Source organism: Bacillus benzoevorans, assembly GCF_014207535.1.
GTDB lineage: Bacteria > Bacillota > Bacilli > Bacillales > Cytobacillaceae > Bacillus_BD > Bacillus_BD benzoevorans.
In genome coordinates this window covers 172,093-195,936 of the sequence record NZ_JACHGK010000001.1, presented here as the reverse complement: position 1 = coordinate 195,936, position 23,844 = coordinate 172,093, and the positions used below count along the sequence as shown (strand labels likewise).

Annotated in this window: 19 protein-coding genes and 1 tRNA gene; 11 read left to right on the top strand and 9 right to left on the bottom strand. The window is 39.8% G+C overall.

The window, feature by feature from the left end:
• Positions 1 to 45: 45 nt before the first annotated feature.
• Together HNR53_RS01040 and HNR53_RS01035 are read right to left on the bottom strand one after the other, a co-directional pair.
• Positions 46 to 1,380, bottom strand: coding sequence for a phenylacetate--CoA ligase family protein (locus tag HNR53_RS01040; RefSeq protein WP_184521627.1), 1,335 nt, complete (start codon positions 1,378 to 1,380; stop codon positions 46 to 48).
• A gap of 476 nt (positions 1,381 to 1,856) precedes the next feature.
• Positions 1,857 to 2,990 carry a TIGR04053 family radical SAM/SPASM domain-containing protein gene (locus HNR53_RS01035; RefSeq protein WP_246439172.1) on the bottom strand — a complete coding sequence of 378 codons (1,134 nt, stop codon included), beginning with the start codon at positions 2,988 to 2,990 and terminating at the stop codon, positions 1,857 to 1,859.
• Between the two features lie 271 nt (positions 2,991 to 3,261).
• Here HNR53_RS01035 and HNR53_RS01030 point away from each other — a divergent pair, with 271 nt between their 5' ends.
• From HNR53_RS01030 to HNR53_RS01015, 4 genes are all read left to right on the top strand, one after another.
• Complete coding sequence (locus tag HNR53_RS01030; protein WP_184522725.1) at positions 3,262 to 4,398, top strand: glycosyltransferase family 4 protein; 1,137 nt, start codon at positions 3,262 to 3,264, stop codon at positions 4,396 to 4,398.
• A 353-nt stretch (positions 4,399 to 4,751) separates the two neighbouring features.
• Positions 4,752 to 5,111, top strand: a complete 360-nt coding sequence (locus HNR53_RS01025) for a DUF485 domain-containing protein (protein WP_184521625.1) — start codon at positions 4,752 to 4,754, stop codon at positions 5,109 to 5,111.
• Positions 5,111 to 6,658 (top strand): solute symporter family protein, encoded by a 1,548-nt coding sequence (locus HNR53_RS01020; protein WP_184521623.1) that lies wholly within the window; start codon positions 5,111 to 5,113, stop codon positions 6,656 to 6,658. Before HNR53_RS01025 ends, HNR53_RS01020 begins: the two co-directional genes overlap by 1 nt.
• A 194-nt stretch (positions 6,659 to 6,852) precedes the next feature.
• Complete coding sequence (locus HNR53_RS01015) at positions 6,853 to 7,671, top strand: EcsC family protein (protein ID WP_184521621.1); 819 nt, start codon at positions 6,853 to 6,855, stop codon at positions 7,669 to 7,671.
• 88 nt (positions 7,672 to 7,759) lie between these two features.
• Here HNR53_RS01015 and HNR53_RS01010 read toward each other — a convergent pair whose 3' ends face one another.
• Entirely contained in the window at positions 7,760 to 9,208 is a 1,449-nt protein-coding gene (locus HNR53_RS01010) for a tryptophanase (RefSeq protein WP_184521619.1), read from the bottom strand.
• A gap of 445 nt (positions 9,209 to 9,653) precedes the next feature.
• Positions 9,654 to 9,995, bottom strand: a complete 342-nt coding sequence (locus HNR53_RS01005; protein WP_184521617.1) for a hypothetical protein — start codon at positions 9,993 to 9,995, stop codon at positions 9,654 to 9,656.
• Positions 9,996 to 10,532: 537 nt separating this feature from the next.
• Between HNR53_RS01005 and HNR53_RS01000 the strand changes: the two genes are divergently transcribed.
• Together HNR53_RS01000 and HNR53_RS00995 are read left to right on the top strand one after the other, a co-directional pair.
• Positions 10,533 to 10,715 carry a hypothetical protein gene (locus tag HNR53_RS01000; RefSeq protein ID WP_184521615.1) on the top strand — a complete coding sequence of 61 codons (183 nt, stop codon included), beginning with the start codon at positions 10,533 to 10,535 and terminating at the stop codon, positions 10,713 to 10,715.
• Positions 10,716 to 10,845: 130 nt separating this feature from the next.
• The gene (locus HNR53_RS00995; protein WP_184521613.1) at positions 10,846 to 12,519 is read left to right on the top strand and encodes an ABC1 kinase family protein; all 1,674 of its coding nucleotides are present in this window, start codon (positions 10,846 to 10,848) and stop codon (positions 12,517 to 12,519) included.
• A 61-nt stretch (positions 12,520 to 12,580) separates the two neighbouring features.
• Here HNR53_RS00995 and HNR53_RS00990 read toward each other — a convergent pair whose 3' ends face one another.
• Positions 12,581 to 15,433, bottom strand: coding sequence for a cation-translocating P-type ATPase (locus HNR53_RS00990; protein ID WP_184521612.1), 2,853 nt, complete (start codon positions 15,431 to 15,433; stop codon positions 12,581 to 12,583).
• A gap of 198 nt (positions 15,434 to 15,631) precedes the next feature.
• A complete protein-coding gene (gene fabF, locus HNR53_RS00985) occupies positions 15,632 to 16,873 on the bottom strand; it encodes a beta-ketoacyl-ACP synthase II (RefSeq protein WP_184521610.1) in 1,242 nt (413 codons plus the stop codon).
• A 189-nt stretch (positions 16,874 to 17,062) separates the two neighbouring features.
• Between fabF and pxpB the strand changes: the two genes are divergently transcribed.
• From pxpB to HNR53_RS00970, 3 genes are read left to right on the top strand one after another with little or no spacing between them, the layout of a single operon-like run.
• Complete coding sequence (gene pxpB / locus HNR53_RS00980; protein ID WP_184521608.1) at positions 17,063 to 17,782, top strand: 5-oxoprolinase subunit PxpB; 720 nt, start codon at positions 17,063 to 17,065, stop codon at positions 17,780 to 17,782.
• Entirely contained in the window at positions 17,775 to 18,794 is a 1,020-nt protein-coding gene (locus HNR53_RS00975) for a 5-oxoprolinase subunit C family protein (protein ID WP_184521606.1), read from the top strand. Before pxpB ends, HNR53_RS00975 begins: the two co-directional genes overlap by 8 nt.
• Positions 18,791 to 19,561, top strand: coding sequence for a LamB/YcsF family protein (locus HNR53_RS00970; protein ID WP_184521604.1), 771 nt, complete (start codon positions 18,791 to 18,793; stop codon positions 19,559 to 19,561). Before HNR53_RS00975 ends, HNR53_RS00970 begins: the two co-directional genes overlap by 4 nt.
• A gap of 253 nt (positions 19,562 to 19,814) precedes the next feature.
• Here the strand turns inward: HNR53_RS00970 and HNR53_RS00965 are convergent, their stop codons facing one another.
• Positions 19,815 to 20,618, bottom strand: a complete 804-nt coding sequence (locus tag HNR53_RS00965) for an N-acetylmuramoyl-L-alanine amidase family protein (protein WP_184521602.1) — start codon at positions 20,616 to 20,618, stop codon at positions 19,815 to 19,817.
• Between the two features lie 199 nt (positions 20,619 to 20,817).
• Here HNR53_RS00965 and HNR53_RS00960 point away from each other — a divergent pair, with 199 nt between their 5' ends.
• Entirely contained in the window at positions 20,818 to 21,066 is a 249-nt protein-coding gene (locus tag HNR53_RS00960; RefSeq protein WP_184521600.1) for a hypothetical protein, read from the top strand.
• 133 nt (positions 21,067 to 21,199) lie between these two features.
• Here HNR53_RS00960 and HNR53_RS00955 read toward each other — a convergent pair.
• Positions 21,200 to 21,272: transfer RNA gene (locus tag HNR53_RS00955), tRNA-Val, on the bottom strand.
• 208 nt (positions 21,273 to 21,480) lie between these two features.
• Between HNR53_RS00955 and HNR53_RS00950 the strand changes: the two genes are divergently transcribed.
• The gene (locus tag HNR53_RS00950) at positions 21,481 to 22,656 is read left to right on the top strand and encodes a TraB/GumN family protein (protein WP_184521598.1); all 1,176 of its coding nucleotides are present in this window, start codon (positions 21,481 to 21,483) and stop codon (positions 22,654 to 22,656) included.
• Between the two features lie 181 nt (positions 22,657 to 22,837).
• Here HNR53_RS00950 and HNR53_RS00945 read toward each other — a convergent pair whose 3' ends face one another.
• Entirely contained in the window at positions 22,838 to 23,608 is a 771-nt protein-coding gene (locus HNR53_RS00945) for a DUF3050 domain-containing protein (RefSeq protein ID WP_184521596.1), read from the bottom strand.
• Positions 23,609 to 23,844: the final 236 nt, after the last annotated feature.

The window sequence follows — 23,844 nt, the reverse complement described above, 5'->3', positions numbered from 1 at the left end:
AATTGTACATACCCCGTATTTTGAATATTCGGAAATTTATACGCGTTAAATCTTCTGTAATAGCTCTGTTTCTTGTCTGCGATCTACTACCCGGATTGCTTTCCCTTCAGACCTCGGTATACTTCTTGGCGGCATTACATTTACATTCATACTGATTAAACAATGATTTTTCATGGAATGCTGAACCAGCTTTTTAATTCCTTTAATCGATTCATGATCCATATTTCCATTTAATTTCTGATAAATCTTTTCATTTAATTCAACCTGAAGTTCTACAATATCCAGATTATCTTTCCGTTTTAAATGAACTTGATAATGTGGCGCCAGTTCATCCATTTGAATTAAGTAATGCTCGATTTCTGAAGGAAACACATTGACACCGCGGACAATCAGCATATCATCAATACGGCCCTTTACACGTGACATTCTTGCAGTCGTTCTGCCGCATTTGCATTTTTCCCTTGTTATAGAAGCAATGTCTCCTGTCCGGTAACGAATAACAGGAAAAGCTTCCTTCGTTAAGCTTGTAAAGACTAATTCTCCTTCTTCTCCATCGGCAACTGGTTCTAACGTATCAGGATTAATCACTTCAATGATGAAATGATCTTCTGCAATATGTAATCCATCCTGCGCCTCATGACATTCCATCCCTACACCGGGTCCCATAACTTCACTTAAGCCGTAGATGTCACATGCTTTAATATCAAAGGATTCTTCTAGAACCTTCCTCATCTCCTCTGACCATGGTTCAGCGCCAAAAATACCATATTTAAGTGAATTATTACGCGGGTCAATTCCCTGACTGCTCATTTCCTCAGCGATTTTTAACACATAGGATGGTGTACCGGCAATGACCGTTGGCTGAAAATCCTCAATCACTGTAATTTGTCTGTCTGTATTTCCCCCGGAAATTGGAACAGTTGCCATACCAAGCTCCTCCGCACCATAATGAAGACCTAGACCCCCTGTAAACAGTCCGTATCCGTATGCATTATGAAAAATCCCATCCGGTTCTCCTCCGGCAATTGAAATAGCGCGTGCGACAATTTCAGACCAATTTTTAATATCATTTTTTGTATAAGCAACAACTGTAGGTTTGCCGCTTGTTCCAGATGAAGCATGAATACGATTGATATCCTTCATGTCAACGGCAAACAAGCCATATGGGTAGTGATCGCGTAAATCCTTTTTCTTTGTAAATGGAAGTTTTCTTACGTCCTCGATCGATTGAATGCTTTCAGGTATGATATTGTTTTCTTTAAATTTGTTTTGATAAAACGGTACATGATGATAGACCCTTTCAACCGTCTTTTGTAAGCGACTTAATTGAAGCGTTTCCATCTCCTTACGCGAATACGTTTCCTCATTATGAATAATCATATTTCCCTCTCCTTTATCTACTTTTCTAGTGGCTTCTATTTATTCAACCTTTGTATAACAAGAATATAACGAATTTAAAAAATCTTGTTATATTGTTGATATTTATAAACTATCACATCCATAAATAATTGTAAATATATTAGGAATTTTCAGATAATGATAAGGATTACACATACTACTTTTTTTATATAGATTTTTTTTGTAGAAAAACCAAATATATCAATGTTTTAATTATAATTAACTTCATTATAATATAGTATATTTTTAATTTTCAGTATTTTCAACTTTAAAATATAAAAAAATATTTTTACTTTAGATACTATCTATTCATGACTTATCTTTCATTCCAAAGACAACTTATTTATTGCCGTTATATGTAAAAAGGCCGCTTTATAAGTTTATCACACCAACTTTATAAAACAGCCTTCCTTCTATTCTTTTAAGTGAGCTTTCAAAAAAAACAGCAAAGTTTCATTTTATTTCTTCCGCAGTGCCTCTGGAATATAAACACAAAACGGTTCACTTTCCATATAATCGCCGGTTACGGCAAAGGTTCTTGAGCGGGAACCGCCGCAGATTTTATTATATTCACAGACACCGCATTTTCCTTTATATTTATCTGGCTGGCGGAGGTCTTTAAATACTTTTGCTTCGCGGTAAATTTCCGCAAGCGGCGTTTCCCTTATATTTCCTGCCTTAATTGGCAGCAAACCGCTTGGCATCACATCACCGACATGTGATATGAAGGCAAAGCCATTGCCGTCATTGACTCCTTTAGGTGCCCGCTTTAATCCATCTTTCATTGAAGCCATATCCGTTGTAATTGTATCCTCATACTGGATTTCGCCTTTTTCGATTAAATGCTCCCGCATTTTTTCCTGTAAAACAACCCGTCTGTAATGCTGCGCTGCTGTCGTTTTAATATCATATGGCGCTGTTTTACTTAGCTGATATAACCAGCGAAATACCTTTTCATGCTCAGCAGGAGTTATACAAGCATCAAGCTGTCCTCTTCCGGTTGGCACAAGAAGGAAGATATACCACATAACAACCTTCATCTTCGCAACTAATTCAGCCATTTCCTCTAAATAGTCATAATTATAACGCGAGATCACTGTGTTGATTTGCAGCGGCATATCTAATTCATTTAAATATTTTATTTTTTCAAGGGTTAAATCAAACGAGCCTGGTGTTCCGCGGAATTTATCATGAATTTCGGCACGTGGCGCATCTAAACTGAAGCCCCAGCGTGAAAGTCCTACTTCTTTTGCCCGCTGCATTCTTTCCTTCGTTACATTTGGTGTCGCACTTGGTGTCATGGAAACACGCATTCCTTTTTTCACCGCATACTCTGCTAATTCAAAAAGGTCTTCCCGCATCATACAGTCGCCGCCTGTAAAAACAAGCATTGGATTATCCATTTCATAGATTTCATCAATCAACTTTAAGCCTTCTTCATGCGTTAATTCATTCGGATCCGGATTGAGCTGGGCATCGGCACGGCAGTGCACACACTTTAATTGGCATGCCCTCGTCACTTCCCATATGACAATAAATGGATTTTTGTTATAATCGATCATCTTTCTATGTGGATGACCCGCATGCTGCATACTTTATCACCAGTCTTTTAATTATTTTTAAATCTTATAGATTAAGACTCTCACCTACTAGTATAAATGGATTTGCGCCGATTCACCTGCAATATTTGTCACAATAATAGTAACAATATTCACATTCCACGTTGAACTCCTAACATTAGAGCAAATGCCAAAGCAGTACACAAATTATTTACATCCTTTTAACACTGCATCAAGAAACTAATGACCTTCCTCCGATAAAATAGAAATAAAGGCAAAACTTCAGGAGAGGTAGTTGATAAACATGAAAATGGCCATTTTCACCGATACCTTTTACCCCGATATCAATGGCGTAGCACGTACATTAAAACGGTTAACTGATTATTTGCATAAACAAAATATTTCTTTTAAAGTCTTTGCACCGAGGTCAACAGGAAATGAATATGTTTCGGAAAATATTCATCGATTTGAGGGACTGTCTTTTTTCTTATATCCTGAATGCCGCCTGGCTCTTCCAAAACCAAAGCAGATCAAAAACGAACTACAGGCTTTCTCTCCTGATTTAATCCATGTTGCCACGCCGTTTAATATGGGTCTTTGCGGTGTCTATTACGCCAAAAAATTAAATATTCCTCTTGTCGGTTCCTTCCACACAGATTTCGAGCAATATTTATCCTATTATGAACTTCCTTTTTTATCTAAGTTCATCTGGAAATATATGAACTGGTTTCATCAGCCGTTTGAAAAACTCTTTGTCCCTTCACAAGATACTTATGAAAAACTTAGCAGACAGCAGTTTAGAAATTTGGAAATTTGGCCGCGGGGAGTTGACTGCCAGCATTTTCATCCTAATTATTCACAAAGAACCGTGCGCGAAAAATATCAAATAAGCAAAAGATATATTCTTACCTATGTAGGCAGGCTGGCTCCTGAGAAAGACTTAATGACATTGATGTCTATTGCAAAAGGCATTCCTGAGGATCTCCATCAGCATATTCAATGGATTGTAGCCGGCGATGGTCCTTTACGGAAGGAACTTGAAAGCGAAGCACCCGAAAATGTGATTTTTACAGGTTATTTAAGCGGAGTGCAATTAGCAGAAATATACAGTGTATCAGATATATTTGTCTTCCCCTCCCCTACTGAAACCTTTGGCAATGTTGTCTTAGAAGCACTCGCCAGCGGCACTCCTGTTATCGGATCGAATTCAGGAGGAGTTAAAAATATCATTGTCGAAGGTGTCAATGGGATTCTTTGTCAGCCTGGATCTGTAGAGCAATTTATTCATGCGATCGTTCATCTGTTGTCACATGATCGTGAAAGATGGCAAATGGCAATGGAAGGAAGAAAATATGCGCTATCACAAAGATGGGACAACATATTTGAGCATCTCATTCTGCAATACGCTGCCATCATTAATAAAAATAAGAAATACGCCTGATAAAACTTTGAACCATTACCGCTCGAGAATGCCCGCAATACGCAGCCAGCCGGCTCCCGACAGGAAGCCGGCACTGTCATGTCATCTTCCAAAGAAACCTATTCCTCAAGTCACATTTGTTTCCATTATTCTGAAAATTAAAAATATTGTTTACTTTGAAAACCAGTTATGCTATTATTCATTAGGACATAACAATTTTAACACAATCGTAGTAAAAACGATCGATGAATATTACGAGGATAAAATTTAACTTTCTCTTTATTCATCACTAAAAACAGGGGTGATATTTCAGGAAATAGACATAGCAATAAATATTGAAATACAAATAACCATAATAAAGTGAGGTATTGTTTATGGCACAACAAAATCAACTGCTTGAAGGTTCGGCTCAAAGAAAAAACAATGAGGCGGACATTCCTTTTGAAGAACTGGTTCAAACCGAGGAATTTAAGGGGCTGTTAAAGCGAAAAAAGACATTCATTATTCCGACTACTATCTTTTTTCTCGTCTTTTACTTTACAATGCCGCTGCTCGCTGCCTACACCAACGTTCTTCATTCTGAAGTAATCGGACCGATTTCAGGCGCCTGGGTTTATGCTGGTTTGCAGTTTCTTCTTGTCTGGATATGCGGTTTTATTTATGTTAAGAAGTCAGAAAAATTAGATAATTTATCAAAAGAAATCCTAAACAAATTTAGAAAGGAGCTGCGTTAATGAGCACTCTCTCCATCATTTTATTCGTAAGCATCATTGCCTTAACCTTGTTTATTACCTACTTGTCTTCTAAAAAGACGAAAAGCACTAGTGATTTTTATACTGCCGGCGGCGGTTTAACGGCAACACAAAATGGACTGGCTGTTGCTGGGGATTTTATGTCAGCGGCTTCTTTCCTTGGAATTACCGGCGCGATCGCTCTAATTGGTTTCGACGGCTTTTATATGAGTGTTGGAAATCTATTAGGCTTCCTTTTCCTGCTTTATTTAATTGCTGAACCGATGCGCAATCTAGGAAAATACACATTAGCAGATATGATCACTTCCCGTTTCAAATCCAATCAAGTGCGCGGTACAGCAGCCGCAAGTACACTCGTTATCTCACTATTTTATATGATTGCCCAATTAGTCGGGGGCGGCGGATTGATTAGCTTAATGCTGGGAATTGATTACTGGCTCGCCGTTATCATTGTCGGAATATTAATGACCATTTATGTTATTTTCGGAGGGATGACCGCAACAAGCTGGGTACAGATTATCAAAGCTGTTCTTTTACTAGGCGGGTCGTTTGTCTTAACCTTCCTCGTGTTCGCCAAATTTGACTTCAGCATCATTCAGATGTTTGAACAAATCAAAACAGCAAGCCCGTTTGGCGACCAATTAGCCAATCCAGGAAACAAATACAGCAATGGATTGGATATGATTTCCTTAAATATGGCATTGGTCTTTGGAGTAGCAGGTCTGCCGCATTTACTCATCCGCTTTTTCACTGTTAAAGACGCGGTGACAGCAAGAAAGTCTGTCGTTTACTCAACATGGTTTATCGGAGCATTCTTTTTAATGGTTGTATTCCTGGGCTTTGGTGCAACTACATATGTTGGCTGGGACAAAATCGTAGCGGCAAATCCCTCTGGTAATATGGCGGCTCCAATGTTAGCGTTGTCAGTCGGCGGCGACTTTTTATTCGCCTTTATTTCAGCGGTTGCCTTTGCCACGATCCTTGCCGTTGTTTCGGCGCTTGTTTTAACATCAGCTTCTGCATTTGCCCATGATATTTACGGTCAAATTATTAAAAAGGGACAGATTACAGAAAAACAGCAAATGAAGGTGGCACGTATTTCGTCAATTGTAGTAGCGATTGCATCCATTCTTTTAGCTTTAGTTGCGCAAAATATAAACGTGGCATTTTTATCCGTATTGGCATTGGGAATTGGTGCCAGTGCTAATCTGCCGGTTATGCTATTAACAATTTATTGGAAAAAGTTTAATACGACCGGTGCGATTAGCGGAATGCTTGTCGGATTAATTAGTTCTGTGATACTTGTACTTTTAAGCCCGAATGTATGGAATCCTGAACCGGGTGTTGCCATTCTGACAGGAAACCCATTATTCCCGCTGGCAAATCCGACTATCTTTACCGTTCCATTAGGATTTATTGGAGCTTTTCTCGGTACTGTTCTCTCAGCTAAAAAAGAAACAGGCCGTTACGCAGAGGTATTATTCAAAACAAACACTGGCTTCGGTATCAGTGCACCTGAAAAGCATTAACAGTCACTGACCCGGGGTATATAACAAAATATTCAATTCAAATAAGGTGCTGCGATCAGCGCCTTATTTGTTGCGGCTAGGAAACCCCAACAAAAAGCAGGCACTTTTTAAGCAGGAGGAAAATATTCATGACGAAACTTTTTTCGGTTCTAATTCGTACTATTACCTAAACTAATTTAGAGGAGAGTATCACGTTGAATGATTCAAAAGAATGGTTATGTGAAGAATTAAGCAAAATAGACGCCTGGGAGAAAGAGCAAAGTGATTTATGGTTTTGGGAAAAATTAGGGCGAATGCCCTTTAAAATCATTGATAAATGGACGCCGGCGTTCATACAAAAAAAGATTGGTGCGATTTTGGATGAACTCGGTCAGTATGTTCAGACCGGCGGCAGTTACTTAAGTTCCGTATCATCTCTTTCTTCCTATTATTCAGATCCCGAAATTCATTCACTCGAACGTGCAGCAAAGCTTCCAATCTCTAGGATGGACCAGACCGTTGAAAAACTATCTGGAAGCCGCAAGAAAATAGCAGCTCTTCAAGGAGCCAGTACAGGAATTGGGGGAATTTTCACCATCACGCTTGATATTCCCCTTCTGCTGGGCTTGCAATTAAAAACGCTGCAGGATATTGCCATTTGCTATGGCTATGATCCAAATGATAAAAAAGAACGGCTGTTTATTGTAAAATGCCTGCAATTTGTTTCCTCTGATATAGTAGGAAAACAAGCACTCCTTTCGCAATTATCACTTTTCGATAAGCAAAATGAAACAGTCAAAAGGGAGGGATTGTCTGAATTACAAGGCTGGCGTGAAGTTGTTTTTACCTATCGTGACCAAATGGGCTGGAAAAAGCTGTTTCAAATGATTCCGATTGCCGGGCTTATTTTTGGTGCCTTCATTAACCGCTCAGCTGTGAACGATATTGCTGAGGCCGGAAAGATGCTTTATCGAAAAAGAAGGATTAAGGAAAGGCTGGAAATAGAGCCAGCTTCTGATAACGATGAAGCATAACTATAAGAAAAACCCTCTTAACGCCTAAGCGCTAAGAGGGTTCGGATAACTCTTCTGACTCCATCGTCTGCAGAATGCAATGGTCCTATTATAAACTATCGCCGAAATCTGCCCTAAACTTGGCCGCTAATTCATTCGCCCAATCCGATGTTGTCGTTAATTTTCCAAAGAAGAAACGTAAAACACTTGGTTCTTCTACAAATTTCAGGCCGCCGATTAAATTGCGGTTTTCATACAGCCAAGCAACACGATCGACCGCATATTTCACTTGTGACAGTGTAAAGACACGACGCGGCATCGCCAGACGAACAAGCTCCATATTTGATAAAATTTCCGTTCCATCTTCATCTCTTTGCTCCGACATCGTTCCTCTTTCCATGCCGCGAACGCCGCTGATAATATAGATTGCTGCAGCAAGAGCACCTGCCGGATATTCATTTTGCGGAATATGATCAACAAATTCCATTGCATTAACATGACAGCCTAATCCACCTGGAGGTGTGACAACAGGAACTCCTCTTTTCTGTAATTCTTCGACCATATAAGCAATAAATTGCGGTCCTTGATTGATCATGTTTTCGTCCATAGTTTCTTCAAGACCAACTGCAATAGCTTCCATTTCACGTACAGACATTCCTCCGTAAGTTAGGAACCCTTCATAAAGTGTTACATATTCCCGCATTTTCATATAGACATCTTTATTGCTGGTACAAATCGCCCCACCACGGGCACTGCCTAATTTCCGTGCCGAAAAATAAATCACCTCGGACAAATCGGCTATCTCTCGTGTAATTTCTCTAATGCTCATATCCTTGCAGCTTTCTTCTCTTTCTTTAATAAAATAAAGGTTATCAGATAGAAGACTGGCATCTAAAAGAAGCATAATTCCATATTCATCACATACTTTTCGCACATCCCGCATATTTTGCAATGAAAATGGCTGACCGCCAATAAGGTTTGTTCCTGCCTCCATACGGACAAAAGGGATTTTGTCTACACCATTTGTTTCAATTAGATCTCTTAATTTTTCTATGTTTACATTTCCTTTAAATGGATGATCACTATTAATCTTTAGCGCTTCATCATAAAATATTTCCTCTACGGTTCCGCCATTTAAGACAATATGGGATTTCGTAGTAGTAAAATGATAGTTCATTGGAGTAATTGAACCAGGCTTTACAAACACTTGTGAAATAATATTTTCACATGCTCTTCCTTGGTGAGCAGGAAGAAAATACTTTTTCCCGAAAATTTCTTCAATTTTATTTTTAAGCTTGGTAAAAGTAGCTGAACCTGCATAGCTGTCATCAGCTTCTAACATTGCCGCCTGCTGTCTGTCACTCATGGCATTGACACCGCTGTCAGTCAGCATGTCCATAAAAACATCACAGTTTTGCAATAAAAAGGTATTATACCCGGCTTCTTCCATTGCCTTTAAACGCTCTTCCACTGGCAGCAGATTAAGTTTTTGCACAATTCGCACCTTGTGCATTTCCAGTGGTACATCATTACCATAATAAAATTTCACTTTTGACATTAATCTCCACTCCTATTCAATAAATCACTTGTTGACCGACATGATTATATAAAAAGAGTCATAGCATCTTTTTCAAATGCTGTATCTCTATACTCTTATTCAGTTATTACTTCACCGCTTTAAAGCATTTGTGCAGAAAAACTTTCAATTACAATTCTACATTATTTTACAAAAATTTTAAAGAGTCTTTATACGGGAAATAATAAAAATATTAAAAAACACCTATCATTTTGATAAGCGCTTACATTTTCTTGCTATTAAGTTCTAAAAAGGATTCCTAAAGTCTTGTTAAGAAAGAACCACAACTATTTGAAAGGGGTTAATAGTGTAATAGTTCGCTGCAACTTATTTATTTGCTCAATTTTGAGCAATCCTTCCGAAAAAGAATCTGACTGTCCGTAAGGAAGCACAGCTCCTTTACCTTTAAGCCAGATTTGCTTGCCATTTATTTTGAAGAGTGATGCTGTAATTTAGTTTCTACCGCATGGATTTTTTTCATTAAATACTTACGTCTTTGTTCTAATCTTGAAACCATATCTCGCAAACCAGCATTTTCCGGATCTCGGTGTAACTGATGATATAAATCAAGAATATCCGTATTAATCATGCGGAATTCTTTCGCCAACTCATCGATATTTAATGATTTTTCTCTCTGAACTTTTTCCTTTGGCAAATCTTGCATTTTTCCAATGATTTGCTGCTGCCATGCCTTATCTTGTAAAGATCCTGCAAGCAGATATAAATCTAAATAGTCATTTACTTCCAAGAAGGTCTCATTCATAATCATCAAAAAGAATCCCCTTTCATTTACTAAAGTTACTGTAGTAAGAAGAGATCTTTTGATGATGAAAAGAACTCTTCTTCTGGAGCGGATAGATTGGGATAAAAATCATCCAAACTAAGCGTATGCTCAACACAGTCTGAGATATTCCTAACAAATGCAACACGCAAAAGAAAGCGTTTACACTTTGTTTATATCTGTTTTTTACTATCCTAATTGAAATAACTATGCATGTCAAATAAAAGGTTCCTATATGTGAAACTTTCTTGAACTTTATTGAGTTTTTACTACAAATATTACATTTTTCATTTTTTATCTGTTGCTTTTTTTAAATTCCATTATTAAAATAGGTTTTTCTTTGTTTTTTTCGACGAAAGGATTGAAATTAGCTGAAACAGCTGTAGAAGCAGCGCCAAATACGAATGAATATGATGATAAATGTAGATAAATATATCTCCTACTTTGCAGGAAAATAAGCCCTTTTTCGTTAAATTAATAGTGAGGAAATGCATGCATCAAATAAAAGAAAGGTGGTCGTTGTTCATGAGTTCCGAAATTTCTTTACAAAATATCGCCGAGAGTGTAACGAGATCCGTCTTAAATGCCTCTGATAAAGATTTAGAAGGCTTTCAAAGAATTATTGAAGAAACGATCAAGGTAAGAGAAGGTCATCGAAATCTACAAAAACTGGTAAAAAACTATTCCAATTCCATAATTCAACGTTAACCATGAAGCTGTTGAAATGTTCAACAGCTTTTTCTAATGCCCCTCAGTTGGCAGTCAAATGTACATTCCTGCAACAAATGTTGTATCATTAATATAGATCGTTTGATCATACTCGTTTGGAGGAGTTTGTATGCTCGGCAGGAAAATTAAACATGCACACCGCTACCAGGAAATTATTAATGCCTTTCTGCGAAATGGATTTCATTATTTTATCTATCGCCTCGGCTTTACCAATCCTTACCTACCGAAGAAACAGCACAAAATGGAAGAACATTACACTATGCAAACGATCGGCGCCAAGCTTCGCCATACACTTCAGGAACTGGGACCTACCTTTATTAAACTAGGACAGATCGCCAGTACAAGAAGGGATTTAATTCCAGAAGCGATTACAAAGGAGTTGGAGCTGCTGCAGGATCAGGTCACAGCCTTTTCATATGAACAAGTCAAGGAATGTATGGAGGAAGAGCTGGGAGGCTTACCAGAAAAGCTGTTTCGCGAATTTAATGAAACGCCTCTTGCCACAGCATCGATTGGACAGGTTCATGCCGCTGTCTTAAAAACAGGAGAACCTGTCGCTGTTAAAATACAGCGGCCGGATATTCTACCGATAGTAGAAACTGATTTAGAAATCCTCGATGACCTTGCCAGAATAATGGAAGAAAATTTTTCATGGGCCAAAACCTATCAAATTCGAAAAATGATGAATGAATTTGCCCGCTCCCTTCATGCCGAACTTGATTATTTAATGGAAGCAAGAAACAGCGAACGAATTGCCAAGCCATTCATCGATCAGCCGGAGATATACATTCCAGGAGTGTACTGGAACCTTACGACGAAGAAGATCCTGACAATGGACTTTGTTCAGGGAATTAAGATTAATAACCTCAAAAAGCTTGAGGAAGAAAAATATGATCGTAAATTAATTGCTAAGCGGATTATAGAATCCATGCTGCAGCAAATATTAATAGATGGTTTTTTTCACGGAGATCCCCATCCAGGCAATATCTATGTGCTGCCGGGCGAAAGAATTGCCTATTTAGACTTCGGGTTAGTCGGTCGTTTAAGTGAAGAAACAAAATTTTATTTTGCTTCTTTAGTGATTCAATTGCAGAAAGGCGATACAAAAGGAATGGTCAAAACCATCTCATCAATGGGGATTCTTTCCGCAGAGACCGATTTGTCTTCCTTAAATCATGCGATCGATGAGTTACAAATGAAATACTACGATACTCCATTTGCCCATATAAAATTAGGTGAAACAGTAAACGATCTCTTCACCATTATTTTTCAGCATCATATCCAAATACCTACTGACATGACCATTGTTGGAAAAACATTATTAACAATTGAGGGAATTGTAGTCGATCTTGATCCTGAAATCAGTATTATGCAGGCCATTAAGCCTTTTGGAGAGAAATTAATCCGCCAGCACTATGGACCAAAACAAGTCATGAAAAATTCCTTGACTGACTTTCTCGAGAATGCCCGGCTCATATCGGATGTACCGAAGAAGCTCTCTGCTCTTACATCAACTGTGCAAAAAGGAAAGCTGCATGTTGAAATCGGTGTTCCAGAGCTGCGGAATTTCTTGAAGAGATTGGATAAAATCAGTAACAGACTGGCCTTTAGCATTATTCTTTTATCCTTTAGCATTTTAATGGTTGGCCTAATCATTGGATCGGCCATTTCCGGCGAGTCCAGTGTCCTCTGGAACTTTCATGTTATTGAATTCGGATCCATCGTCGCGACGACGATGTTTATTTTCATGCTGATTGCCATATTTAAATCAGGACGGATGTAAGAAAAAAAAGATTCCACAGCCGGGTTTGGCTTCGGCTTGGAATCTGTCCGACTAAGCACATTTATGTGCCTGCCTGCAGATTGATCGATTTAATCTCTTTCATTTTCTTTGTAATCCTTTTTCGTATTTCCTCAAGCAGTATGAGAGCGACAGGGCATAGCAGCAATAATAATAGATGTTCTATTTGCAGTCCCTTCGTGCCGAACAGCATTTGGAGAAAAGGTACATAGGCAATGAGCAGAAATAATACTATTTCTAGTAAAATCCCCCATAACATTAAATGGTTTCTCTTTCTCAAGGAATATAGAAACGATTGATGTGCTGACCTGCATTCGAAAACGTTCCCAATTTGGCAGGCAATGACAGCCCCAAAGGCTAACGTAATCGCATATGAATAGACATAAGAGATATGTTCACCTGCAGTACCGTTTGTGATAGAAGCAGTAAATGAACGGACTTCCTCTAGACTATAGCCAAAATCATGCCACACGATAAAAAACATAACAAACATTATGACCCCTTCCGCTAAACCTAGAAATCCATAGGAGCGGATCAGGACTCTTTTATTCAGAATATTTTCATACATCTTTCTCGGAGGATAATCAAGAACATCTTCTTCTGCTTCCTCTTCCCCAAGGGAAATAGCCGGAATCAAATCGGTCCCCAAATCAATCGCCAGTACAAGGAGCACAGTTAGTGCAAGAGGAATATTGAATATCCCCATGACGAGGAATGGCACAACCTCCGGGATATTGGACGCTAATATATAAGTAATAAACTTTTGAATATTATTATAGATGCTCCGCCCTTCTTTAACAGCCTCGACAATCGTGGCAAAATTATCATCCAAGAGGACAACATCAGACGACTCAATAGCCGCATCGGAACCGTTTTTCCCCATTGAAATTCCAATATCCGCCTTTCTTAATGCCAGAACATCATTTAAACCATCACCGGTTGAAGCAACGATATGCCCCAAGTTTTGATAGGCTTCTACTATTGTTAATTTATCCTTCGGCGTTGTCCTAGCGAAGATGACCGGGATATCTGTATCGATTTTTTCTGCCAATTCATCTCCGCTCATATGTTCCAGCTCTGTTCCGGTAATCGCGACATAGTGATCCTTTATAATGCCTATTTGCTTCGCTATTGCTGCCGCCGTTAAACTATAATCCCCTGTTACCACTGTGACCTTAATGCCGGCACGGTAACAATCGGCAATTGCCTCCTGCACACCTTTCTTCGGCGGATCATACATAATAGCCAGTCCCAGAAGCGTCATACCTTGAAAATGCTCTTCTGCTCCTTCTGTCCCTTGAGCGGAAGCTACGGCCAATAAGCGGAATCCTTCATTTGCCATCGTATCATGAACCATATGAATTCCCTTTTTTTCCTCCGCTGTTAAGACAACAGACCTTCCATTCTTAAAAATGAAGGAGCAGCGGTCAATTACTTTTGCCGGATCTCCCTTTGTAAATTGAATCAATTGCTGGCTTTCCTCATTTTTCGAATAGGCATAAACCGTCATGGTTTTTGTACTCGAACTAAATGGAATCACTTTAGCCAATGCAAATTGGTCCTTTACTTCTGCCACTGGCTGGTTAAATTTTTCCGAGGCAATTAAAATGGCGGCTTCTGTAGGGTCACCGATAACTTTCCAGCAATGCTGATTCTTTTCATCACTTTTCAAAACCGTATCTGAGCAGATAGCTGCCGCGGTAAAAAACCTTTCCAGTGTTTTTCTGTTTATTTCTGTTACTCCGGAAAGTGTCCCGCTCTTTCCGTAGCCGTCCCCGCTGACTTCCACCATCCCATCAGAGGTCCAGATTTTTTTCACTAATAGGGCATTCTGGGTAAGCGTTCCTGTTTTATCGGTGCATATAACAGAAGTACAGCTCAATGTTTCGACAGCTGACTGATTCCTTACCAGTGCCTTTTTCTTCGCCATTCTCTGTACGCCCATGGCTAATGATAAACTTACCGTAGGCATTAGTCCCTCCGGAATATTGGCGACAATAATACCAATAGCAAAAATGGCGGCTGCATTGATTTCGACTCCTGTGATAAAGTTAGAAATCAAAAAAGCCAAAGCGCCTAAAATGAGAGCAATGATGACAAGAACCTTTGTTATTTTTCTAATTTGAAACTCTAGTGTGCTTTTTCTTCTGATAATATGCGCCGTTGTCTGCGTAATATTTCCAATCTGGGTATTCTCCCCCGCTGCATAGATAATCCCTTTCGCATTTCCTCCCGTAATCGATGTGCCGGCAAAAAGAATATTATGACTGTAGACAATCGATTTTCCTCCTAAATGGTCAGCCTCACCATCCCGGTCAACCGGGATTGATTCACCCGTCAGCATCGAGTTATCCACAAATAATCCATCTGCAGCGACAATCCGGATATCAGCAGGAACCTTATCTCCTGCCGTTAAATAGACAACATCACCGGGAACCAATTGCTCGGCATGCTGCATCGTTATTTCGCCATTTCTATACACCTTCACTTGATTAGGAATCATCTTTTCCAGCGATTGCAATGCTTTATAAGCCTTTCTCTCCTGAAAAAAAGAAAAAAAGGCATTAATAATGATAATAAACCACATCACATAGCTTAATAATAAATTCCCAGAGATGACTGCCAAAATACTAGCAATCCACAGCATGACAGCCATTAAATTAAAAAGCTGCCTGCTGAATACCCTTATGGAATGAAATGATTGCTTACTTTTTATTGCATTTTCCCCATATATGTGTAAGCGTTCCTGAGATTCAGCTTCCGAAAGACCTTCCTGACTTGTTTGTAAATAGGAAAAAACAGCAGATGGTGCTAACTCTGAAATTTTTTGCGGATCCACTTCGATCATTTTGGATTGACCGTTTTCATGGATTGAGCTTCTGCTTCGTTCATTCATTGAAAGCCTCTCCCTTTCCCAAAGCCATGATTTGGTTCAATCCCATTTTATCATAGATTTTTTCCATTTTTTTACGTTTTTTTGAATAAAATCGTAATGATTTATGACAATTGATATAGCTGGAACATGCAAAAATGCCTATCGAATGTTGTATCGATAGGCATTAGTGAATAAGAGATTATAATGAAGCGAAACTAGTTATTCTGCAAATTTTTTAAAAACTAATGCGGCATTATGACCGCCAAATCCGAGAGAGTTGGATAAAACGACATTGACTTCTTTCTTTTTCGCAGTGTTTGGCACATAATTTAAATCCAGCTCTGCATCAGGCGTTTCATAATTGATAGTTGGCGGAAGGACTCCTTCTTTAATCGCTAATAAGGAAAAGATCGCTTCTACTCCGCCGGCTGCTCCCAGCATATGCCCCGTCATGGATTTCGTAGAGCTTACCGATAAGTTAAAGGCATGTTCTTTAAATACTTCCTTTATCGCCATGGTTTCGTATAAATCATTTAACGGTGTTGAGGTACCGTGGGCATTGATATAATCAATCTCTTCTTTCGGAATAGCTGCATCCTCCAGCGCAAGTTTCATAGCGCGCGCGGCACCTTCTCCATCCGGTGCAGGGGATGTGATATGATAGGCATCACCTGTTGAACCATAGCCGATAACTTCCCCATATATGTGAGCACCGCGCTTGATGGCATGCTCTAACTCCTCGAGAATAATAATCCCGGCTCCTTCGGCAATGACAAAACCGTCACGATTTTTATCAAATGGGCGGCTTGCCGTTTTTGGATCAGGATTCGTAGAGAGTGCCGTCATATTCGAGAATCCCGCCATCGTCATTTCTGTAATAGACGCCTCTGCCCCTCCTGCCACAATCACATCCGCATTTCCATGCTGGATAGCACGGAAGGCATCGCCGATGGAATTGGAACCGGAAGCACAGGCCGTTACAGAACAATTATTGACTCCTTTAGCACCCAATTCAATCGATACACGGCCCGATGCCATATCTGGAATAAACATCGGAATCGTAAATGGATTTACTCTTCTCTGTCCTTTATCAAGGAACTTTCTGTATTGTTCCTCAAATTCGCCTAAGCCGCCGATTCCGGATCCAATCCAGACACCGACACGTTCTGGGATAACATTCATGTCCATTTGCAGTCCTGCATCTTCAAAAGCCATCTTTGCAGCGGCAACAGCAAACTGACTGAACCGCCCCATTCTTCTGGCTTCCTTCCGATCCATAAAGTTTTGCGGTTCAAATCCCTTTACTTCCCCCGCCAATTTAACATCTATTTTATCGACATCAATTCTGACTGCCGGTGCAATACCTGACACACCATTTTTAATATTTTCCCAAGTTGAAGAAACATTATTTCCTAAAGGAGTCACTGCTCCTATACCTGTCACAACTACTCTTTTTTTCATGCCATCGCTCCTATATTTAATATGACTATTTTAACCTTCTTCTTGTTCGTTTTCAAAAATAATACGATTACGTCAATTTCTTTGTATTAGGAATAATCCCGCCTTATAATTAAGACTATCATGCTCTATCTATTATAAACTACTAAATTGCTGAACATTAGAGGAAAAATGATAAATAGGAGGGGAAAAATGGACTATCAATTAACACCAATGGGTGACCAGGCCATCATGATTATTCTTGGAGATACCCCTGATGAAGCAACTTTAAATAAAGTTCAGTATCTTTCCTCTTACCTGGATAACCACCCATTCGATTGGATAATTGAATATATTCCGGCATTCACAAGCATTTCCATTATGTATAATCCAATGAAAATTGCCTGTAAAGCTTTAACTAAAAAGCAGCTGCCCTATGAATATGCAAGAGAACAATTAACCCCTGTTTTGTCGCAAGAAATAAGCGATCATGCAATGAAACGAAGGGTTATAGAATTACCTGTATGTTACGGAGGGAAATACGGACCTGATTTAGACTTTGTAGCAGCAGCAAACGGTCTGACATCAGACGAAGTGATTCAGATTCACTCCTCTGGTGATTACATTGTGCAGATGATCGGCTTCTCTCCAGGATTCCCTTATATACGTGGAATGTCAGAGAAAATAGCTGCTCCGCGTAAAGAAACTCCGCGCTTGAAGATTCCGGCTCAATCAGTTGGAATCGGCGGAAAACAAACAGGTATCTACCCGATTGAAACACCGGGAGGATGGCAGATTATCGGACGAACCCCGCTGCAGCTTTTTCAGCCCGAACTTACACCGCCGTCGCTGTTAAGGGCAGGCGATAAGGTAAAATTCCATCCAATAAGTATTGAAGAATTTATTAAATGGGAGAAGGGTTACCATGATTAAAATTATTAAACCCGGACTCCTCTCCACTATTCAAGATATGGGCAGATTTGGATTCCAAAAATATGGCGTAGGCTCCAGTGGAGCGATGGATCTCTTTTCACACCGGATAGCGAATATATTAACAGGAAATAACGAAAATGCACCAACAATCGAGATGACATTATTGGGGGCGGAAATTCTCTTCCAGGAGGATTCTCTAATTGCCATTTGCGGCGGAAACTTATCACCTGCGATAACTGGCGGCAGCTTAATCCCTGCTTGGAGACCTGTACTAGTAAAAAAAGGCACGGTTCTTCATCTACGCGCAGCGAAACAAGGCTGCCGGACCTATTTAGCTGTTGCAGGCGGTTTTTCCGTTCCAAAACTAATGAACAGTGCTTCCACCTATTTACGTGCCGAAATGGGCGGGTTCCGTGGAAGAGCTTTACAGTCTGGTGATGAAATTTCCGTTAATCCAAGGAGCACTCTTGCCGGTTACATAGCCGAATATCTAAATGCCAGCTTAAATCACAAGCCCTTCGCTGCAGCGGACTGGTTCGTTTCGCCAAATCTTATTCCCAGTTTCGAGAACAATCCGGTTATTCGCGTGATGGAAGGCAGACACTATCACCTTTTCAGCGAAGACAGCAAGAAACAATTGTTCAATTCTCTTTTTCATGTGATACCGCAGTCTGATCGAATGGGATGCCGGCTGCAGGGTCCTCCACTGCAGCTCGAGAATCCACAGGAATTATTGTCTGAGGCTGTTACCTATGGAACGATACAAGTTCCTGCGGACGGAAATCCAATTGTCCTTTTGGCCGATCGGCAAACGACAGGCGGCTATGTGAAAATGGCCCAGATTGCCTCGGTCGATTTCCCGCTGATTGCCCAAGCTAAGCCCGGTGATCGCATTCATTTCAAAAAAATTTCCCATGAGGAAGCTCAACGGCTTTATATCGAAAGAGAAAAAAATCTATTACAGCTAAAACAAGGAATTTTACACAAATTTGGTTTAGGAGGTTTTCAATGAATATCATCGATTTAAATTGCGATTTGGGTGAAAGCTTCGGCGCTTATAAGATGGGATGTGATGAAAAAATTCTCGATTTTGTTACATCTGCCAATATTGCCTGCGGCTTCCATGCAGGGGATCCGGCAACAATGAGAAAAACAGTCAAAATGGCTTTAGAACGAAATGTCGGGATAGGTGCCCATCCCGGACTCCAGGATCTTACCGGTTTCGGGAGAAGAGAAATGCAGATTTCAGCGCAGGAAGCATACGACATTGTTATTTATCAGATTGGGGCTCTGTATGGTTTTGTTAATGCCGAAGGCGGAAGGATTCAGCATGTTAAACCGCACGGAGCGTTTTATAATATGGCTGCAAAAAATCCTGCTTTGGCGGAAGCCATTGCAGAGGCCGTTTATAAAATCGATCCCGAAATGATCCTCTTCGGATTAGCCGGGAGCGAATTAATTGCAGCAGGGCAAAAAGCCGGGCTTCATACAGCCAGTGAAGTATTCTCGGACCGCACGTACCAGCGGGATGGAACCTTAACTCCAAGAAGAGAAGAAAACGCCTTGATCACAGATCATCAGGCCGCTCTAAATCAAGTTATACGGATGGTAAAGGAAGGAAAAGTGCTATCACTGCAAGGTGATGATCTATCCATTACAGCTGATACCATATGTATTCATGGAGATGGGGCAAAGGCTTTAGAATTTGCCGAATATATTACCGCCTCCTTATTGGAAGCAGGCATTAACATAGCAAAAATCAGTGATTTTATCAATTAATCTATAAAGAAAACTCGCCGATTGGCGAGCCTGAAAGGCGAAGACAGAGGCGTAGTCGCGCAGGGCCCGATTGGCTTTTCTAAGAGCTGAAGCTCTTAGAAAAGCCTTATTGCACTTATACTTTATTCCTAAAAATTGCAGCTACGTCGAGTTTCTCCTTCGCTGCAATTTTATACTTTCATAAAGTGCCAAAAAAAGCTGAGCAAAAAGGTGCTTGAACACCACATCTTTGCTCAGCCTTCTTAATCACACTTTAGGACTGTGATTCAGAATCACTTAATTTCCCCGTAATATAGCCTCGTTCAATTGCAACATACAGCAGCCCTACCGCATCTGAAATCGTTAATTCCCCTTTATTAGCTTTTTCACGCCAGATGGCCGCAAGTGCCGGTTCTTTTTTTTCAAAGCGCAGTAAGACGGTTGAAACAGCGTCTCTAATGGCTTGATTCGACATTTCAAATTTTTGCGACATCACATCCTCCTCCTTTTCTGATGGAATCGCTGGTACTGCTGTAACTTTTTTTTCAAGCTTAAATGCCTTTTCCAATCCGGTTACGTGGGCACGGGCAACAGCATCAATCCACTTGGCATCTTTCATTTTCGCTGCATCTGCAGCCGTATCAATAAATCCGTTTTCTGTGAGAAGTGCAGGCATTCTCGATGCATGGATGACATGGTAGCGGGCTTGTTTTTTTCCCCTGTCTATTATCCCGATTACCTTGCCAATTTCTGTATGAATGATATTCTGATAATTTACCGTGACTGAATCAACCCCTGTATCCACATAGCTTTCAAAACCTGTTCCGCCGCCTGCATTAATATGAATGGAAAGATAATAATCAGCCCCCCAATTATTTGCTTCATTGGTTCGCTCTGTTAACGTAGGATATGTGTCTCCGGTACGGCTCATTTTAACTAAGACATTATTATACTCATTCATTAACATGTCCTTTAACCTTAGTGAAATTGCCAGTGTGACATCTTTTTCCTGCAATCCATTACCAACAGCACCAGGGTCAGAACCGCCATGTCCAGGGTCCAGGTATAATTTGAACATAATTTATCACCTCTTGCTATTTTTATATGCAGCAATAGAGCCACCCGTTTGGACAAGTAAATCACTAACAGGAAGAAAAAAGACTTTGCCAACAAAATAAGTGTATAACGACGTTAATAAAATCTTAACAATGTCAAAGTTGTGAACACGATATAAAAACCCTTTCACAACAACTATAATAGTTTTGGAGGTGTTGCTCTTGTATAAAATTCATTTTGTTGATGCTTTCAGCCAAGAGATACTCAAAGAGGAAAATCGTGAGGATTTACATGCAGTGACTGAGTTATTTCGCTCAAGCCAAAATCCTAATGTTATCGACTGCATCATAACAGACGGCAAAAACAGAACCCGCAGAGGTAAATTTGTCACTTGCACAATTAATGAAGAAAATAATGATAAAATTTACAAACTGCACTTTAAAATGATGCCAGAGAAGATTCAAGCATAGAAATTTTCCCAAGCAGGGATTTGGCCTTGCTTTTTTTGTCTTATAAAAAACAGTATCGTTTATATAAATTCATTACTAAGAAAGAAAAAGCCGCTCTTAAAAACAAGAGCGGCTTTTTCTTCGTAAATCTGTATGATTCCGACTGGTCTCGAACCAGCGACCTCCACCCTGTCAAGGTGGCGCTCTCCCAGCTGAGCTACGGAATCGAAGTTTTAATTACCTCACTGAGGACAATTACTATTATATTATTCCATCAATGAATTGTCAATCCACTTTTCCAATTGTATATCTTTTGTAAAAATATCTGTTTTAGGAAAAATTCCGTTAAAAAAATTCTCATTTGCCCCATTCTAGTTTATCATTGTATAAAGATGGGACACCACGCAGATAGTTATAATTAAAGGAAGGTAGTATATGTCAGAAATGAGCGAAAACATTACAAGGATTTTTTTAGATGAAAAAGAAATCATCCTGATTGGTACAGCGCATGTATCGAAAAAAAGTGCTGAACAAGTTAAGGAAGTGATTGAAGCCGAAAGACCAGATTCAGTCTGTGTCGAACTTGATGAGCAAAGATATCAATCCATTACAGCAGGAAACAAATGGAAGGATATGGATATATTTAAAGTCATTAAACAGAAGAAAGCTACTTTATTATTAATGAACCTCGTCATTTCCTCGTTTCAGAAACGGATGGCGAGTCAGATGGGCATTCAGGCAGGGCAGGAAATGATTCAGGGGATTGAGTCTGCGAAGGATGTCAATGCAGAATTAGTATTGGCCGACCGCGATATTCAAGTCACTTTTTCCCGGATTTGGCATAATGTTGGCTATTGGGGGAAAATGCAGCTACTTTCACAAATCATCTATAGTATATTCAGCAATGAAACGATTTCAGAAGAAGAATTAGAAAAAATGAAATCCCAGGATATGCTGAATTCGATTTTGAATGAATTTACGGTCAGCTTTCCCCGATTAAAGACACCTTTAATTGATGAACGGGATCAATACTTATCGCAAAAAATAAAAGAAGCACCAGGAAAGAAAGTGGTAGCCGTTTTGGGCGCTGCCCATGTCCCTGGCATTACAGAAGAAATAAAGAAAGAACATGATTTAACGAAGTTAGTTAAAACGCCGCCAAAATCAAAGGCACCAAAAATTATTGGCTGGGCGATTCCCATCATTATTATTTCTTTGATTGCTTATACCTTTTATACGAATCCAACCGTCGGATTACAGCAGACGATCAGCTGGTTCCTTTGGCATGGATCCCTTTCAGCACTTGGTACAGCATTGGCCTTCGGACATCCATTAACGATTTTGACCGCCTTTATAGCTGCCCCGATTACGGCGCTGGATCCGATTACGGCCGCCGGATGGTTTACCGGGATCGTCCAAGCCTTAATCCGCAGGCCGAGTGTAAGGGACTTTGAAAGCCTTTCTGAGGACGTCTATAGTTTCAAAGGATTTTGGAACAATAAAGTAACTCGTATCCTGCTGGTTGTCGTACTGGCCAACTTAGGAAGCTCATTGGGGACTTTCATTGGTGCAGCAGATGTTGTCCGTTTATTTATCCAGAATTTCCAATAATGATAAAGGGGCTGTCCACAAAGTCGTATTTCCGGCTTCTGGATGCCCCTTTAATTTTTACATATTGAGCAGGATGGGTGTCCTTCATAGACCTGATGAAGGACATTTTTCTGTTGTATGATCCGAATTTTGTCCTTCATAACCCCTTTTTATCTTACAAAACGTTTAACAGCCAGTTTTATCAAAGATTTCGTTCTTTAATTTCTGCTAAAACGCCATTCCATAATGCCATTCTTGCTTTCAAGCCTTGTGCTCCAATTTCTCTGGCCCTGCTTAATTTTTCGGGATCATTTTCGCATAATTCCAAGAATAATTGCTCTGCAAGCGGTCCATGATGGTCCTCATCCACTTCAATATGTCTATTTAAATAAAATACTAGCCGCTCACTTGAACTGCCAGTTTCCATCAATGAATCGACTAATGGCTTAAACATTTCCGGAATCAGCCCCTCGCGGCCAAAGAAAAATACAGCGGCAACCTCAAACAGTTCCCCATGCAAAGCTAAATCTAAATTAAATGTAACAAAATCACGGACAGTGCCTCTAATTAATGGATTTTCAGAAAGTGCTGCCTGAAAATCTTTTCCATCCTTTAGGCTGTCTGCAAAGGCATTGAACGGTCCACGGTCTGCGCCGCACTCCTCCATCGCCTCTAAATATAACTCAAAATGGCTCGAAAAGCCGCCTTTGCCATTAATATCAGATTCCTCTGCAACAACAATTTCATTGATGAGTCGGGAAAATAACGGCTGTTCATAGGGAAACCACGGAACATCTACACATGTTACCGATCTTTGCAGCCTTTTTAATAGACTCATAAAATCCCAAACAGCAAAAATATGATGCTTCATAAAAACTCTGACTCTATCTGGTGTTGTTAGTTCGTGATAAATAGGATGAGCGAGGAGTTCCTTTCTAATCGATTGCAATTCGTCTAGTACATTTACAGACATGTAACTACTACCCCTTTATATTTATTTTATGTAATTCGAGTATTATATCAAACCACAGTATAAAACCACAGTAATACTATATACTTTATCGGTTATACTTCCAATGATACCTTTGGTTTATTTTTCTAGAGAGGGTTTTCTTACGATAAAAGGCTGCCCCTTCAACTTGAGTCAGCCTTTTGTAATGCTTGTCTACTACGTAACAAGGTATTTATCATTAAGAAGATATGTGCGTC